The sequence below is a fragment of the Alteromonas sp. C1M14 genome (assembly GCF_018860965.1).
GTDB lineage: Bacteria > Pseudomonadota > Gammaproteobacteria > Enterobacterales > Alteromonadaceae > Alteromonas.
Window position 1 is genome coordinate 344379 of the sequence record NZ_JAHKQF010000015.1, and the last position, 16531, is coordinate 360909.

Genomic DNA, 16531 nt, shown 5'->3' on the forward strand with positions numbered 1-16531 from the left:
AAAAACCATGATAAAAGTAATGACATGATGATAATTAGGTAGATAATAACCCATTGTAAATTGGTCAATTTCATTTCTTAGTGATAACAATCATCCATTAACATTAATTTTTTTATTATTAAATTCGTACAAAAGAAGCGTCGATGAATACAAAAACAGAACCCACCTTAGAAAAAAAAGCATTTGGTCTGTGGAGTGCCGTATTTTTAGGAATTGGCTCGATGGTGGGGGCAGGTATTTTTATTGTTATTGGCGAAGCTGGCGTTATTGCCGGAAATCTCGTCACTTTTTCGTTTGCCATTGCCGCCATTATTGCCTTATTTTGCGGTTATTCATTAAGTAAACTGGCGGTTCGTTACCCAAGCCGAGGCGGTATCGTGGAATATTTAACCCATGGTTACGGCGAAGGCGTATTCTCTGGAGCACTTGGGGTGCTCTTCTACTTCGCCCAATTAGTTGCCATAGCCGCAGTTTGCAAATCCTTTGGCACATATGCAGCAACCTATTTCCCCACCCATGACAATGATCTTTTGCTTAATGTCTTCGCCCTTTCTGTACTGTCTTTTTTTGTAATTATTAATTTTATTGGCGCTTCTATTGTTGCTAAGGCTGAAAACCTTATTGTCATCATTAAGTTGCTCGCCTTAGTTATTTTTACTGGCATCGCGTTATTCTACATTCAGCCCTCGCGCCTAACACTGGACAATGCCCCCACCTCCTTGCATGTTTTTTATGCCTTAGGCCTTACCTTTTTTGCCTTTCAAGGGTTCAGCGTAATTACAAATAGCGTCGAGGACATGAAAAACCCAGAAAACACCATGCTAAAGGCGATGACTATTGCCATTGCGCTGGTAACGGTTTTATACATTGCCGTTTCACTTGCTGTGTTTGGTAATTTATCGTTAGCGACAATTTTAGACGATAAGGATTATGCCTTGGCCGAAGCGGTTCGCCCCGCGATGGGGGAATGGGGGTTCAAACTTATCGCCATTACTGCGTTGCTTGCCACAGCCTCGGCGATTAATGCCACCCTGTATGCGGCAACTCAAATTGGCTACACCTTAGCAAAAGAAGGTAACCTACCTGAAGCTTATGAATACCATATTTTCAATAACACCGAAGGCTTATTGATTTCAGCATTGCTTATCGTTCCTATGATTTTATTGTTCGATTTAAGTCAGATTGCAAGCATAGCGTCTATTTCAGTATTGCTGATCCAAGGGTTTACCCATACAGGCCACCTTTTTAAAATTAAAGAAACGGCTGCCAATTTACCCTGTGTAATGGCTGCTGTTGTGGGCTGCTTCGGCGCGGCACTATTTGCGATTTCTTATTCTTCTCAAACCATGCCGCACATCATTTACTATATACTTTCGATCTTCTTTATTGCGTTTATGTTCGAGGTAGTAAATCGCTTATTTACCCATAGGGTGATACAAAAGCAGATCATATCTAGACACCACAACACGTTAAAAACACTTAAAGCCATTAATAGCAACAACTTAAAACTTTAATCATGGCCCAACCCCATGATGCTGTTTTTTCCCGCTGTTTTTGATCTTAAGCTCCCAAGATTGCGTATTTCTTTACTATGAGCACCTGTTTTAGTACGGCGTAATTTGCGACATTTTAACGATCTCGACATAGTAGCCATGCCCAGCCGATACAGAGCCAAGCTGATAAACAGCTTATCTGGTTTTAAAAGCGCCAATCTTATTGGCTCTCAAAACAGCAAAGGTGAAACCAACCTAGCCCTGTTTAGTTCTGTTGTTCATATCGGAGCATCGCCTGCACTCGTGGGCTTTATTTCAAGGCCTCACACAGTTGTAAGAGATACCTTAGAAAACATTCTGCAAACTAAGCAATTTACCGTTAACCAAGTTAATAAAGAGACTTGGCGTTCGGCACACCAAACATCAGCCCGTTACAACGCCGACGAATCAGAGTTTGAACAGACAGGTTTGACCCCCTTGTATGTTGATAACATAGACGTACCTTTTGTTAAGGAAAGCCATTTAAAATATGCGTTAACGCTAGAAGAAATCGTGCCAATTGCAGCCAATGACACCCAGTTAGTTATAGGCAAGGTCACCGATATCTTTTGCCAGCCCACGGCCATACGAAAAGACGGTTATATCGATATTGAATCCATAGACACGGTTAGTATTTCTGGTTTAGACAGCTACCACGTGAGTCGACGTTTATCACGATTATCCTATGCAAAAAAGGATAAACAGCTTGAGCACATTACTATCGATGGCGATAGGGTGAGTAAATAAGAAACCTGATAAACAACACTTTTTAATAGAATTATCTGGAGAAAAAAATGCTTAGCATTTTTTATGATGGCAATTGCCCTTTATGTGCTGCAGAAATGAATCATCTTAAAAAATCTGATACCAATAATGTGATCACCTTAGTGGATATCAATCAGCCAGATTTTGAGGCCCTATACCCCGACGTGAAGTTCCAAGATGCCATGAAAATACTGCACGGCCATTACAACGGACAAGTGCTATTGGGGCTAGAGGTTACTCACCGAGCATGGACATTGGTGGGCAAAGGTTTTTGGGTGGCCCCACTTAACTGGCCGGTAATCAAAACAATAAGCCACTGGGTTTACTTGCTTTTAGCCAAATATAGGCATCCTATCTCTTCTTTTTTAGCTAAGGTTTTTAATATGAAAACCGCTGACTGCCCATCGGGTAGTTGCGCTGTTACCCCCAAAAAGCCCAAGTAAAAACTTTAAAACGCCGATTTGTTGCAAGCAATACTCCTCTGTCCTGCAAACAAGCAGGGTATTGATTGAATTATTTTGCCCGCTTTTACGTATCACCTACTAACGCCCCCGTTCTTGTTACAACACAGGTTAGGAGATGTTCATGTTTAGCACCGATCCCACACTGGATTTTCTACTTAAAGGCCTATTATTAACCATCATGGCCATGGTTTGGGTGGTTCTGTTAGTTCGCATAAACGGCCTTCGGTCATTCTCTAAGATGACCAATTTCGATTTTGTAATGACCGTTGCCGTGGGTTCATTGCTAGCCAGTGCATCCCAAGCCAGTAGCTGGACGAGTTTTTTACAAGCTATGGTAGCGATGGCAACGCTATTTTTAGTGCAGTCTACCACCGCGTGGTTACGCAGACGCTCTGACAAAATTGAAGCGCTTATGCAAAACACGCCAATGATTCTAATGCGCGACGGTGAAATTATTGAAAGCGCACTTGTCGAAACCCGCGTGGCCCGCGACGATTTAATGGCTAAACTGAGAGAGGCGAATGTACTAAACATGCAACAAGTCAAAGCGGTGGTACTAGAAACCACCGGCGATATCTCTGTGCTTCACGGTAATCATTGTGCCGACGAAATGCTACAAGGCACCAAAGCGGTAAAACCCTAATTGCTATGCCAACAAAAAAAATATGCCCTGCCCCTTTTGTTTATTAGTTGAATTAGAGGTGCATATTCTGTATACAATTTAAACAGAACTAGAATCGAACATTTAAATGATGTAAATGTTTCTTCAATCAAAGGACTGTAATGTGAAGATTGCCCGGCTTTCCCTCATCTATGTTTGTGCGTTTATATTCTCGTTAAGCGCATTCGCCACAGCTGCCAACGAACACTGGTATCAACAACCGGCAATATCACCGGATGGAAAAAGTATTCTTTTTTCCGCCAAGGGAGATATTTACCGTGTAAGCACAACTGGTGGGCAAGCCGTGCCTCTGGTTTCAGATAATAGTTGGGACGGTTATCCAGTTTGGTCCCATGACGGCACCAGCATTGCCTTTGCCAGCGACAGAAACGGCAGTTTGGATGTGTATCATCTTGTTTTACAGACCAACACCCTTACACGGTTAACCTTCCACAGTGCCAACGATTATCCCATTGAGTTTTCCACCGACGATCAAGCCATTCACTTTAACTCGGCCCGTATGCCCTCGGTTACCTCGTCGGGGTTTCCTACCCCTGCGCTAACACAACTGTATTCGGTGAGTGTTAACACAGGCACGCCGCAAATGTTGCTAACCACGCCAGCCATGCAGGGGAAAACCTCCCCCGATGATAAGCAGTTTGTTTATATGGATAACAAGGGGTATGAAAATATTTATCGTAAACACGATGTCTCCTCATTCGCCAGAGACATCTGGGTGTTAGACAAGCAAAGCGGTGAACACAAACAACTGACCCATTTCGCCGGCGGAGACAGTAACCCGGTATGGGGCAAAAACGGGGTTATCTATTACCTTAGCGAAGATGAAACCAACAATTTTAATGTTTGGAAAATGGACAGTAACGGCAGCAACAAGGCCCGGGTTACGCAGCACACAACCCATCCGGTGAGATCCTTATCCAGCTCAGTGGATGGCCACCTTGCCTATGCTTGGCACGGCGAACTTTTTGTACTGCAAGGGGGCCAACAGCCGCAAAAACTAGATGTCAGTCTATTGGCTGAAAAACACAATTTATCTGAACAACCTTTTTCGGTAGGTAACAAGGCCAACCGATTTAGCCTTTCACCTAATGGTAAAGAAGTGGCCTTTATTGCCAGAGGCGAACTGTTTGTCACATCCATAGAATTTGGTACCACGGTTAAACTTACCAACACCCCAGAGCAAGAAAGAGGGATCAGTTGGTTTCCCGATGGACGTACAATTGCTTATGCCGGAGAAAAAAATGGCCATTGGGGCATTTACAAAGTCTCCATTGTTGACGAATCTGAACCCTATTTTTTTGCTGCCACAAAGTTTAATACCACGCCCCTCATTGTGGGTAGCAACAATGCCTTTCAACCACAGGTATCACCGGATGGAAAGGCCATTGCCTACATAAAAAATCGCGATGAAATCAGCGTTTTCAATTTAGATTCTGAAAAATCAAATACAGTGTTTTCAGCGCGGTTAAACTACAGCTATTCAGATGGCGATATTAGTTTTGATTGGTCCCCAGATAGCCGCTACTTAGTTGCTACTTACATACCCAGAGGCTTACTGTTTTATACCAGCTTAGGTATTGCACCGGCGGATGGCAGCCAATTACCCGTAGATATTACCCTGTCGGGGTACAGCGATATTGTCCCACAGTGGAGTGACTCTGGCTCAATTCAATTTCTCTCTGGACGATTCGGTAGAAGAAACCACGGAAGCTGGGGCAACGACTTCGATGTTATGTCGGTGTTTCTTAACCAAACAGCTTATGACGACTTTTTAAAGACGAAGGAAGAAAAAGCGTTAGAAAAAGAGCTACAAGCTAAAACAGAAAAAGAAAAGGACGACAAGGACACAAGCGAAAAAGACGAAGAAAAAGACAGCGACGTGGCCCCCATTACCATCGAGTGGGATCACCTTGATGAACGCACCGTACGCTTAACCAAACACTCGTCTAACTTCGACAATTTTAGTGGTATGAACTATGGGTTAACTCCCGACGGCGAAAAGCTTTTTTACTTAACTAAATTTGAAAAAGGCTTTGATCTATGGGTGGAAGACTTTAAAGAAAAAAGCACCAAGTTAGCGGTAAAATTAAACGCTAAACATGCCTTAATCGAAATTGATGAAAAAGGCGAAAACGCGGTTATTTTGGCAGATGGGGCCTTGTTCCAGATTGCCCTTTCAGGAAATTACGAGAAAAAACCCATAGCCTACACCGGCAACATACAGCTTGATGAAAGCAACGAGCGCGCTTACCTGTTTGATCATATTTGGTATCAAACCAAAGACAAATTCTATAACGCCAGTATGCACAACATCGATTGGCAACAAATGTATGATGAATACTACGATAAAGCAGTCAACACCGAAAATAATTATGACTTTTCTATTATCACCAGCGAATTGCTTGGGGAGTTAAACGCCTCCCATACTGGCACCTATTATCGAACGAAGCCCTCGCCCGCGGCCACCACCGCTTCCATTGGTGTTATTTATGCCGATACCCCCACCAACGATGGCATTGTGATAAAAGAAATATTACCTAATTGCCCCCTTACCCTACTTTCAGACAAGGTAGCGCTAGGCAGTCTGCTAACCCATATTGATGGTGAAGCCGTAAGCAGTACCAGTAACTTGTACCAAAAGTTAAACGGTAAGGCTGGGCAAAGAACACGGCTAACCCTTGTAACAAAAGGTAAAGCGCGGGAAGTCGTCATAAAGCCCATCTCATTAGGAAGCGAACAAAAAGCCCTCTATGATCGCTGGGTAGAGAGCCGCCGCGCTTTGGTAGATAAAATGTCTAAGGGCCAGTTAGGCTATGTTCACATTCCACAGATGGACGATTCGGCGTATCGCACAACCTACGCAGAACTGTTTGGCCGTAGTTTTGATAAAAAAGCCGTGGTGGTAGATACAAGGTTTAATCGCGGCGGCTGGCTTACCGATGATTTAGTCACCCTACTAAGCGGTAAGCAATATACTTGGCAAATGGCGGGCGGAATCAAATATCAAGGTGATTCCATGAAACGGTGGACAAAACCCTCCATTGTGGTGATGAACGAAGGGAACTACTCTGACGGTTATTGCTTTCCTAAGGCGTACACGGCAAATCGTATCGGTAAAACCGTAGGCATGCCTGTACCTGGCACCTGCACCGCGGTGTGGTGGGAAGAGCTACAAACCGGCGATCTGTTTTTCGGGATCCCGCAAATGGGGGTAACAGATATAAACGGGAATTTCCTGGAAAATAGCCAGCTAGAGCCGACCATAAAAGTAAAAAACACCCCTGAAGATACCCAAAACGGCAAAGATGACCAGCTAGAAAAAGCCGTAGAAGTATTGATGGATGAAATCTAAACAACGCTAAATAGTCAGGTTGTGTAACCTGGCTATTTTATCTACCCGTTGGGGTTAATAAGATCCAACGATTAGAATCACGGGTTTCTTAACTACTTAAGCAACACGATTATAGATTGCTGACCCGTGATATTTGCTTATTAACATCGGTTAAATGCCCGGTTTTTATCCACACAGTAGCGCCATCAGCACCAGCTTTTCCGTTAATTTTGCTATTGATTGGGCTGCGCAACCAGCTGTGTTTACCCAGTTGGTCGGCGTGTTCTGTTAACGTCCCAGCCAATACCAATAATTCAGCACCGCCTTGAGCGTCAAACGCAAATTGCACATTAGGTTCAACATGCAGCAAGCTCACTTCTTCAAACTCATCCTTATACAACGCAATTACTTTTACGCCAGCAATACGCTGGTGCGGCTGGCTTTCCATTAAGTTAGTTTGTAGCCGTACATGAGCTCTGTCGGCTGGTTGAAACTGCCATAATTTAACAAAAATGATGCAGCCGTTTTCAGAGCCTGGCTTATGTGTAGATTGGGGAGGGTTTCTTACATATGAGCCCGCAGGATAGTCACCGTGCTCATCTTGAAACACGCCCTCTAATACCACAAACTCTTCTCCGCCTGTATGCACATGCGGCGAAAATTCGCTATTTGGTGCATACCTCACAATGGTGGTTGCACGCGCAACTTCATCGCCAACTCTATCGAGGGCTCTTCTGTCTACGCCGGGCATAGGTGAAGCCACCCAAGGTAGCGTTTCATTGTGCACAACTACGCGTTGGTCAAAATTGGCGGCTATTTTCATGTGTGATCCTTAGTGTGCTAGCCCATTAAAGAGCCATGTGATCCGTTTGCCCAAAACACAAAAAGGCCAGTGAAATCACTGACCCTTAACTCACAAATATAAATTAGGTCATGTGGTAGAAGCAAAGTTTGTTGCCATCTAAATCATACACGTAGGAGCCGTAAAAAAAGTCAAAACGTTGACCGGGCTCACCGGCGTCTGTGGCACCTAATTCGATTGCCTTATTGTAAAGTGCCTGAGCACCTTCAATGGAACCACCGGGAATGGCCACTTGCTGACCATTTCCGCAGCTTTGTTCCTCGTTATCGTAGGGCGTACATACCGCTAACATGGCACCACCAGCGTCTGAGCCATAAAATTTAATGCGATCCATTTCCATCAGTCGCTTACCGCCAACTAACGCAAGTAGCGCATCGTAAAAGGGCACGGCTTTAGTTAAATCTTTTGAGCCTATGGTTGTATATCCAATCATTATTCTTACCTTTGCAATGTTAAGTAATCTATTATTTTTGACCTAATGATAGGGCTCAAAAACATAAACCTTGTGTGTTGAACGGCTTTCATTATTATCTACCTATCGATAGGTAGTCAATAAAAATTAACCATAACCCTGCTTAAATTGTTTTTATAACGATGAACATATTGATTTAAATGAGATTATTTAACACAAATAATTGCGCCTAGTCATTCTCATACACCATTTAATCCACACTTTATTAATTCATTTTAAATCAGCTGCTTACCCATAAATTAATAGCCCATCAAGTGCTAACAAATAGCGACGCAAGACCACCATATGGCTGTTTCCGTGACTAAAAAAATGAAAGCAGCGCGCCTAAGCAAAGTATGGAAACCAGAGCCTGTGCTATTTTGATGGCTAGCGGAATGAGGAGAGCCCGGCCAAGCCTTGTAATGCTAAAAGCGCTGTTAGATAATTACCTATCTACTAGTAGGACAATGAAGATGAACAAAAAAGAACAGCTTTTAAAAGTTGCCGAAAACAAAGTTCGCCAAGGGGGCTACAGCAATTTTAGTTTCAGAGAAATTGCCAATGAAGTCGGCATTAAAAGCGCCAGTGTACATTATCATTTTCCTACCAAAGCGGATTTGGGGGCGGCGTTAGCTCACCAGTATACCGACGTTTTTTTAGCCGCCTTAGGCAACGTTGACGACATCAAGGCCAGGGGCGAAAACCCCATTGATGTGTACACCGCAATTTTTAGAGGCTCGTTAATCAACGAAGACAAAATGTGTTTGTGTGGTTTATTAGGGGCACAAAACGAAAGTCTTCCCGACAAGGTGCAGGTTGAAGTAAAACGTTTTTTCGCTAAAAACCTAGCCTGGTTAGCGGCGGCCCATGCCGCCAATGGTGAAGCGAACCCAGAGCAAGCAGCCATTACAACGGTGAGTTTGCTTGAAGGCGCGATGATGATCAGTAAAGCCCTAAATGATCATAGCTACTTTACATTAGCCACGCAGTAGCGAATCCATAACTATCCAGCCATCAAGGGCGACACTAGGGGTTTTCCTACGCCCTAATGCCGGTTTGAGTGCGCGATAGTTGCAGCAGTAATAGGTTATTTTTTCTCAAAGGTATTAGCCATAAATTTAACGATATATTGGGCTATTTCTACGCTTTTTTCTTCCACACTAAAATGCCCTGAGTCTAATAAGTGTAACTCGGCATTAGGCACATCCTTTAAATATGCCTTTGCGCCGGCGGCAATAAACGCCGGATCTTTTTTACCCCACACAATCAAGGTGGGTGGTTGATGCTGCCTTAAATAGGCTTGCCACTTGGGGTAATCGAGCAAATTATTATAGTAATCTTGTAATAATTGCACCTGAATAAGCCGGTCTTTTTTTGTTTGTAAAAAGTGCACATCATGAGTCCAGCTATCTGGGCTCATGATCTCAACATTATCTTGTACATCCCGTAAATACTGATTATTAATAATGGCTTGCTGTGAGGTAAACGAATACAGTTTATCGGCCTGCGCTAAGGATGTATCTTGGTTTGCCTGTTTAAAAAACGCTTGTCTTGGCGCCGTTAAGCCCGCTAAATAGGCGTTGCCATTTTGCACAATAAGCGCTTCTAATTTATCGGGATTGTTCAACAACAGTCTAAAACCTACCGGCGCGCCAAAATCCTGAATATATAACGAGTATTTTTCTAGGTTCAAGGTAGTTAGCAGCCCGTCGACATACTGAGCTAACACATCAAAGGTATAGGGATGTTCATCAGGATCTGGCCTGTCACTGTAGCCTGAGCCTAAATAATCAGGCGCAATTATGTGATATCGCCCCGACAATAAGGGGATCAATTCGCGATAGGTATGTGAAGATGAAGGATAGCCATGTAATAAAACGAGGGTTTGTTTATGCTGCTCACCCGCTTCGCGATAGAAAATACGTTTTCCTGCCACCATGGCGTACCGATAAGCGGTTTTAGCAGGCCACACCGCAGCAACGTTAGCTTCAGTATCATCTGCGGCATTGACGTTATTAGCTTGCATGGCCAGCGCCAACATCAATACAACCCCAAAAATAGCGCTACTAATTACAGATTTAAACGTAAACTTGTTGCCCGACGCAATGCCATAACAATCATTAAACAATGTCATACATACCTTAAATAAATACTGAACCAATATATAAAGACCCGATATTGGCAGTTTTCATTCAAAACTTAACAACATAACGGGATTGAGCTAGGGCTGAAGCAAACGAAAAACGACGTTGTTTGATGGCTTATCTTTTTAAGATAAGGGTACCTTGGTAATTAACCTTTTCATCGGTACACTAAGGTGTAATTTTGTCGTAATCTTCGTTAAGGAAACCGCTTGTGAAAAAAGCGCTATTAATAGCCGTAGCCGGAACACTGCTTAGTGTGGGCGTAGTGACTCAATCTTCTGCAAAAACCAATTGCCAACTAAAACACAACGCCAATAAAGCAGAATGCAAGGTAGTAAAAAAAGCCCCGGCTAAAAAAGTTGTGGTTAAAACGCCGGCTAAAGTTGTGGTGAAAACCCCACCTAAAGTTGTGGTGAAAACCTCGCCTAAAGCGCCGGTTAAAGTAAACCTGATCCTTGAAACCCAACAGCAATTGGCTCGACTCGGTTACAACCCCGGGCCGTTAGATGGATTGATGGGTAAAAAAACCCGGCAAGCAATCATGGCGTTTCAACGCCAATACAAAAAAACAGTGGACGGCAAAGCATCAACAAAGCTGTTGCAGCAACTTAAGTCTATTCGCAGATAAAATAGCTGAGTAAAGTTGAGGGGCCAACACCAAGTTGGTTTAGTGCGATTACCCAGTAACACTGATGATACCATTACCCAGCGGCACTCGTTGCTGGGTAATGCAAACATTGATCATCACCTCCTCCCCTATTTACGCATTTTACTGTGCTTAAACGATTTACCCACTTCAAAAGAGAAACCAATGTTTTATCAAAGATTCACGTCTAAACTAAACGCCGCTCTTATCACCGCTGGCTTGCTCTCATTTTCGGCTAGTTCACAGGCCAAGAGCATCAGCATGGATGTCTTTGCTATTCCTTCACAGCCCATAGTTAGCCTGGTGAAACAAACCAGCGACAGCCTTAAAAAGGAAGGCATTCATACCTTTTACGAACAAGGCTTTGCGGTACACGCTACTCTCTACTTAACCGACTTCCCCGAAGGTGCAGAAGACGCCATCAAAACTGCCGTTAAAAAAATTGTGGCCCAACAGCAAGCGTTTCCAATAAAGGCCCAAGGTTTCACCGTAACCCCAAGTAATTGGGCCTTTATCAATCTGGAATTGTCCACCAAACTACAAAGACTTGCAGATGAAGTAACCTTGGCTATCGAGCCCTTACGTGATCAGCAGGCTGACGTACCTGGCTGGGTATCACACTACCCCAACAAATTAGAAGCTTTCAAACGCTACGGCAGCCCCAATGTGTTTCAAAATTTTCAGCCGCACCTAACATTACTTGCCAATGAGCCAAGCCCTAAACTGGCCAATTTTAACGTTAAAATGAAAGCGACTCCGCCTGTGGCAGAGGGTCAAATTATTGGCCTAGGCATTGGAATTACAGATGAATTCGGACAACAAAAAGAAGTGATAGCAAGGTACTTTTTTAATTAAAAAGAACACAGTAACCTCTTTGAAAGGCATTTAAATTTAACCGTGAAAAATGCCTGACTGGGTGCGGTGGGTTTCCTATGTAAGACGGGTCTCCTTTCCCTGTTGTTGCAACCTTGTCAATGTAATGGCAACTTCATCAAGTTCCTTTAACGGATCAGGGCGATGCAGAAGTAAGATATCCAGCGGTTCAATTGCCGACTAGTCGGGCTGAGCGGCCATATAGTTAATATTAGCAAAGGCCATAATCACGTCTTTGGCGAAATCCACCCTTGAGTTACGTAACGCCCCCTTTTTCCAGACTAAATAAATTTCATTCTCGGGCCCGCTTTTGCCAAGTTGAATAAGCTCACCGTTAGCGATCCCCTCTTTACATAAATAATCTGGTAACACGGAATAGCCTATACCAGCTTTAATAATGCTGCTTATCGCGCGAATATCGGGACATACTGCCGCCACCGGCGACTCACACGAGGCATTAAAGAGCTCAGAAAAATAGCGGCGAATAAGAGGTAACTGTTCGTCATAGGTTACCACCTTGTGCTGATTTAAGAGTTCTGCAGTTATTTCCCTGTCTCCAAGAAGCTTTCCTTGCACTCTATTTATCACCAAAACCAAGCGCTCTTTATCTAGCACTTGGTATTCGTACATGGCATCAGTAGGTTCTGAAGCCACAATAGCCAGTTCTGCAATGTCCTTTTCTAACAGTTCATAAGTGTTGTTTTTGTTTCCCGTGTGAATGACCAAATTCACTTTATCTGCCTGCAACAAGTTAGCCAGCGCTGGCCCTGCTACAATACTTAAATATTCCGCAGGCCCCGCTAGATGCAATGTGCCATGGTCGGTTGACGCGCGGCTTCGTATTGATGCCACTTTTTGCTCCAACGTATCAATATGGCTTGCCACTTGAAGTGCTAAATCATCTGCAATGGCAGTAGGCTCTACTCCCCTCGCCTTTCTCACAAACAACTCTTTGCCAACAATACTTTCCATGGCTTGAATATGAGATGTGACAGCAGGCTGTGACATATGAAGGCGCGCAGCGGCTCGGGTTATATTGCCGCATCGGTATACTTCTACAAAGGTTTTCAATTGTGTTAAATAGGACATACATCCTTACCCATCAGATTTTTGATGACTATCCTTAATTTATCTGACTTCTACAGTTTATCCAACTCTCCTAAGATGCCTTCACTTTCTAATGCGGTAGAAGCTGAACGAAAAACATACATTATTAATTTTATCGCTTGCGAGTATTGTCAGTTAATCCCCCTCTGTTTGCTAAATAAATTTATAAGGCAACGAGAAAGTTTAGGTGACAAGCTTGTATTGCCATTTCGCGAACACATTCTATTTAATGAACTGTTCGCAACAAAACGGTCTACCGTTTAATCGCAAAATATTTAAGGACAGGCAAACCATGCTTAATTTTACTTTTAAAAATCAAACCGAAATTTTATTTGGTAAAGGTCAACTCAGCGAAGTGTCTTCCCGTTTACCTCAACAAGCCAAAGTACTCTTTTTGTATGGTGGCGGTTCAATCAAGAAAAACGGTATTTACGATAAAGTAAATACCGCACTTAAAGACGCAGACGTAGTGGAATTCCAAGGTGTTGAACCCAACCCTGAATTTAAAACCTTAATGAAAGCCGTGAAGGTGGCTCGTGAAAATAACGTTAACTTCATTTTGGCCGTGGGTGGCGGTAGCGTCATTGACGGGGCTAAGTTTGTCGCCGCGGCGGTTAACTTTGAAGGCGACCCGTGGGATATCCTTGTTAAAGGTGCCACCTTTGCAAACCCATTGCCTGTAGGCGCAGTACTGACCTTGCCAGCCACCGGCTCAGAGAGCAACGGCAATGCGGTGGTAAACCGTTCAGAAACCGCACAAAAACGGGCATTTGTTTCGGAATCTGTACAACCGGTTTTTGCGGTTCTTGACCCAGAGTTCACCTATTCACTACCACCACGACAAGTATCCAACGGTGTAGTGGATGCCTTTGTCCACGTCATTGAACAATATCTGACTTACCCGGTAAATGCGCCTTTGCAAGATCGCTTTGCAGAAGGCATTTTACAAACGCTGATCCAAGAAGGCCCCAAAGCCCTAGCAACACCAGAAGATTACGATGTTCGCGCCAATGTTATGTGGTCTGCAACCATGGCCCTTAACGGTCTTATTGGTAAAGGTGTTCCTCAAGATTGGGCCACTCATATGATTGGCCACGAACTCACCGTGCTACATGGCCTTGATCATGCCGTCACTTTGGCGATTGTTTTACCCTCGCTCATGTTTATTCAACGCCAGCAGAAGCAAGAAAAGATCTTACAACTCGGTGAGCGCGTATTTGGAATCAAACAAGATGACAAAGAGAAAGCCATCGACTTAACCATAAAAGCGGTGCAGGATTTCTTTGAAACCATGCAAATAAAGACCCGTTTGTCTGACTACAACATTGAAAAGTCGGCCATTGATGGGCTTGTGAATAACCTAGAACGCAACGGACTGACTGCCTTAGGTGAGCACGGCGATATTAACCTTTCAAAGGTCCGTGAGATCCTCACCCTTGCTGCTTAAAGTTATATTTTATAAAGCACCTAATGGTCACTCTTAACTGACACTTGGGTGCTTAACCTTCTCAGTAAAAAGGAAGAACGTTTACTGCGTTATTCGAATAATTTACCTTACAAGACATTCCCCTTAATCGACCAGACTTTACTAGACAGATTTTTGTTTGAATTATTCTAGGCTTTCATGCCTAAGTATCGATAAGCTCTATGGTACTTTCGCCCGAAAAATTGTTCATTGTTTAAGCATGCGTACGACATTACAAAAATAAATGTGTGAATTTAGATAAAAAAATAGCGGAAAAGTGTGGGTTATTGCTCTGTAACTAAGAGGCTCCCGATAAAAACTATAACTTGTGAGGATTTTATGAAATTTCGTGACTTAATGTTTGGCGCTTTATTGGCGTTAGCTGGCACTTCGCTAACCCAAGCTCAAAGCTTCAAAGAGTTTAATGAGGGCTTCCCAGAAACAGTTCAAAAGATGTATCACGTTCCTGTGGCGATGGGTGACGGTGTGAAGCTAGCAACGGATATTTATTTACCTGACAAAACAGGAAAATATCCAACATTGTTAATTCGCGATATGTACACCAATGGCTCTGCTGCTAGCCGCCAAAAGTACGCAAAATTTGCCACCTCCAATGGTTATGCCTTGGTGTTCCAGTCTGTTCGTGGCCGCTATGACTCCGAAGGAAAGTGGTATCCCTATTTTCAAGAAATAAACGATGGGGATGACACCCTAAGCTGGATTGCTGAACAATCTTGGTCTGACGGTAAAGTAGGAATGTTTGGTTCTTCCTATTTAGCCTCTGTTCAATGGTTAGCAGCGATAAATAAAAACCCAGCATTGGTTGCCATAGCACCCGCAGTGAGTCCAGGTAACTACTATCGTGACGTAGCTTATCCAGGGGGTGCGTTTTCGCTGTTATCCAGAGCTAGTTGGGGAATTGGTTTAGTTGGCAGCAGAACCAACATGTCGTTTCCGGTTGATTGGGTTAGCGGGATCAATCATTTACCCATAGAAACCTTAGCCCAAAGTGTGGGCTTTAATGTGCAACACTTTCAGGATTGGATCGCCCATCCTTCCTACGACGATTATTGGAAACCATTAAATTTAGAAGACAGAGCAACCGAAATGGATGTGCCAGCCATCAATATTGGTGGTTGGTTTGATGTGTTCTTACGCAGCACTATTGGTAGTTATACCACCATGACTGAACAGTCTGCCTCAAGCACCTCTAGAAACGGTCAACGCCTAATAATTGGTCCTTGGCCCCATGGTTGGAATCAATCTTCCAAGCTAGGAGATGTAGATTTTGGTGAAAACGCCCTGATTGATGCCCCAGCAATGTTGCTAGATTGGTTTGATTATTGGATGAAAGGCTCAACTAAGCCTAAAGGTCTAAAAGCAGATGAAGCGCCAGTGCGCATCTTTATCATGGGCGAAAACGTTTGGCGTGACGAGCAAGAGTGGCCATTGGCAAGAACCGATTATCGTCCGTTTTATTTCCACGACAATCAAACCCTTTCAGAAAAATCACCAGCAAAAAAGACTGGCACCTTAAAATACGATTACGATCCAGCGGATCCCGTGCCTACCCTAGGTGGCAACATCATGATGCCTAAATTAAGAGGGCCTTACGATCAAAAACCTCTTGATGACCGGGAAGATATTCTGCGATTTGTCACAGAACCCTTTACCGAAGCCACGGAATTCACCGGCCCTATTAGCGCAGAAATTTATGCTTCAAGTAGTGCTCCTGACACCGACTTTATGGCCAAATTAATTGTGGTTAAACCTGACGGTACTGCATTCAACTTGGTTGATGGTGTAATACGAGCCCGCTATAGAGAAGGTTTTGAAAAGCCCAAGTTAATTGAACCGGGTAAAGTGTATAAATACGAAATCGACATGTGGGCCACAAGCTACAAATTGTCTCCAGGCGATCGTATCAGGGTTGATATCACCAGCAGTAACTACCCACGACTTGCCAGAAACTTAAACACCGGTGCTGAATTCGCTAAAACCTCAGAAATGCAGGTCGCTCATCAGACACTGCATATGAGTAAAGAGTACCCATCAAAAATAGTGTTACCTATTATTCCTTAAACAAGAACCTGTGTAGCCAAAGCGCCCGTTATGCTGAACCTAAATTCAACATAACGCGCGTTTACGTGCTAGTTATGGAAAATGATTTTTGGGATAATGATGAGTTAAGCTTTTAACTTACCACTTT

General features: G+C 43.5%; 14 protein-coding genes and 1 pseudogene. 10 read left to right on the forward strand and 5 right to left on the reverse strand.

Annotated elements, in window-relative coordinates; translation table 11 throughout:
• Nucleotides 1–143 precede the first annotated feature (143 nt).
• The 5 genes from KO501_RS13960 (at nucleotide 144) to KO501_RS18595 (ending at nucleotide 6795) form a co-directional block, all read left to right on the forward strand.
• Complete coding sequence (locus tag KO501_RS13960) at nucleotides 144–1514, forward strand: APC family permease (RefSeq protein WP_216030279.1); 1371 nt, start codon at nucleotides 144–146, stop codon at nucleotides 1512–1514.
• A gap of 138 nt (nucleotides 1515–1652) precedes the next feature.
• On the forward strand, nucleotides 1653–2279 hold the full coding sequence (locus tag KO501_RS13965; protein WP_216030635.1) for a flavin reductase: 627 nt from the start codon (nucleotides 1653–1655) through the stop codon (nucleotides 2277–2279).
• Between the two features lie 47 nt (nucleotides 2280–2326).
• Nucleotides 2327–2740 (forward strand): DUF393 domain-containing protein, encoded by a 414-nt coding sequence (locus tag KO501_RS13970; RefSeq protein WP_216030280.1) that lies wholly within the window; start codon nucleotides 2327–2329, stop codon nucleotides 2738–2740.
• A 142-nt stretch (nucleotides 2741–2882) separates the two neighbouring features.
• Complete coding sequence (locus KO501_RS13975) at nucleotides 2883–3404, forward strand: YetF domain-containing protein (protein WP_216030281.1); 522 nt, start codon at nucleotides 2883–2885, stop codon at nucleotides 3402–3404.
• A 142-nt stretch (nucleotides 3405–3546) separates the two neighbouring features.
• Nucleotides 3547–6795 (forward strand): S41 family peptidase, encoded by a 3249-nt coding sequence (locus tag KO501_RS18595; protein WP_216030282.1) that lies wholly within the window; start codon nucleotides 3547–3549, stop codon nucleotides 6793–6795.
• A 109-nt stretch (nucleotides 6796–6904) separates the two neighbouring features.
• Here the strand turns inward: KO501_RS18595 and KO501_RS13985 are convergent, their stop codons facing one another.
• A complete protein-coding gene (locus KO501_RS13985; RefSeq protein WP_216030283.1) occupies nucleotides 6905–7597 on the reverse strand; it encodes a cupin domain-containing protein in 693 nt (230 codons plus the stop codon).
• A 103-nt stretch (nucleotides 7598–7700) separates the two neighbouring features.
• Complete coding sequence (locus KO501_RS13990; RefSeq protein WP_216030284.1) at nucleotides 7701–8069, reverse strand: VOC family protein; 369 nt, start codon at nucleotides 8067–8069, stop codon at nucleotides 7701–7703.
• Nucleotides 8070–8560: 491 nt separating this feature from the next.
• Here KO501_RS13990 and KO501_RS13995 point away from each other — a divergent pair, with 491 nt between their 5' ends.
• Complete coding sequence (locus tag KO501_RS13995; RefSeq protein WP_216030285.1) at nucleotides 8561–9079, forward strand: TetR/AcrR family transcriptional regulator; 519 nt, start codon at nucleotides 8561–8563, stop codon at nucleotides 9077–9079.
• A 95-nt stretch (nucleotides 9080–9174) separates the two neighbouring features.
• Here KO501_RS13995 and KO501_RS14000 read toward each other — a convergent pair whose 3' ends face one another.
• Entirely contained in the window at nucleotides 9175–10221 is a 1047-nt protein-coding gene (locus tag KO501_RS14000) for an alpha/beta hydrolase (protein ID WP_252728423.1), read from the reverse strand.
• 221 nt (nucleotides 10222–10442) lie between these two features.
• Here KO501_RS14000 and KO501_RS18600 point away from each other — a divergent pair, with 221 nt between their 5' ends.
• Together KO501_RS18600 and KO501_RS14010 are read left to right on the forward strand one after the other, a co-directional pair.
• Nucleotides 10443–10859, forward strand: coding sequence for a peptidoglycan-binding domain-containing protein (locus KO501_RS18600; protein WP_216030286.1), 417 nt, complete (start codon nucleotides 10443–10445; stop codon nucleotides 10857–10859).
• A gap of 183 nt (nucleotides 10860–11042) precedes the next feature.
• Nucleotides 11043–11732: a 2'-5' RNA ligase family protein gene (locus KO501_RS14010; RefSeq protein WP_216030287.1), complete on the forward strand. Its 690-nt coding sequence runs from the start codon at nucleotides 11043–11045 to the stop codon at nucleotides 11730–11732.
• Between the two features lie 93 nt (nucleotides 11733–11825).
• Here the strand turns inward: KO501_RS14010 and KO501_RS18400 are convergent.
• Together KO501_RS18400 and KO501_RS14015 are read right to left on the reverse strand one after the other, a co-directional pair.
• Nucleotides 11826–11924 (reverse strand): annotated as a pseudogene (locus KO501_RS18400) (aldo/keto reductase); the annotation flags it as partial.
• 6 nt (nucleotides 11925–11930) lie between these two features.
• On the reverse strand, nucleotides 11931–12839 hold the full coding sequence (locus KO501_RS14015; RefSeq protein WP_216030288.1) for a LysR family transcriptional regulator: 909 nt from the start codon (nucleotides 12837–12839) through the stop codon (nucleotides 11931–11933).
• 310 nt (nucleotides 12840–13149) lie between these two features.
• On the opposite strand from KO501_RS14015, the gene KO501_RS14020 reads away from it, so the two are divergent.
• Nucleotides 13150–14304 carry an iron-containing alcohol dehydrogenase gene (locus KO501_RS14020; RefSeq protein WP_216030289.1) on the forward strand — a complete coding sequence of 385 codons (1155 nt, stop codon included), beginning with the start codon at nucleotides 13150–13152 and terminating at the stop codon, nucleotides 14302–14304.
• 357 nt (nucleotides 14305–14661) lie between these two features.
• On the forward strand, nucleotides 14662–16404 hold the full coding sequence (locus KO501_RS14025) for a CocE/NonD family hydrolase (protein WP_216030290.1): 1743 nt from the start codon (nucleotides 14662–14664) through the stop codon (nucleotides 16402–16404).
• Nucleotides 16405–16531 lie beyond the last annotated feature (127 nt).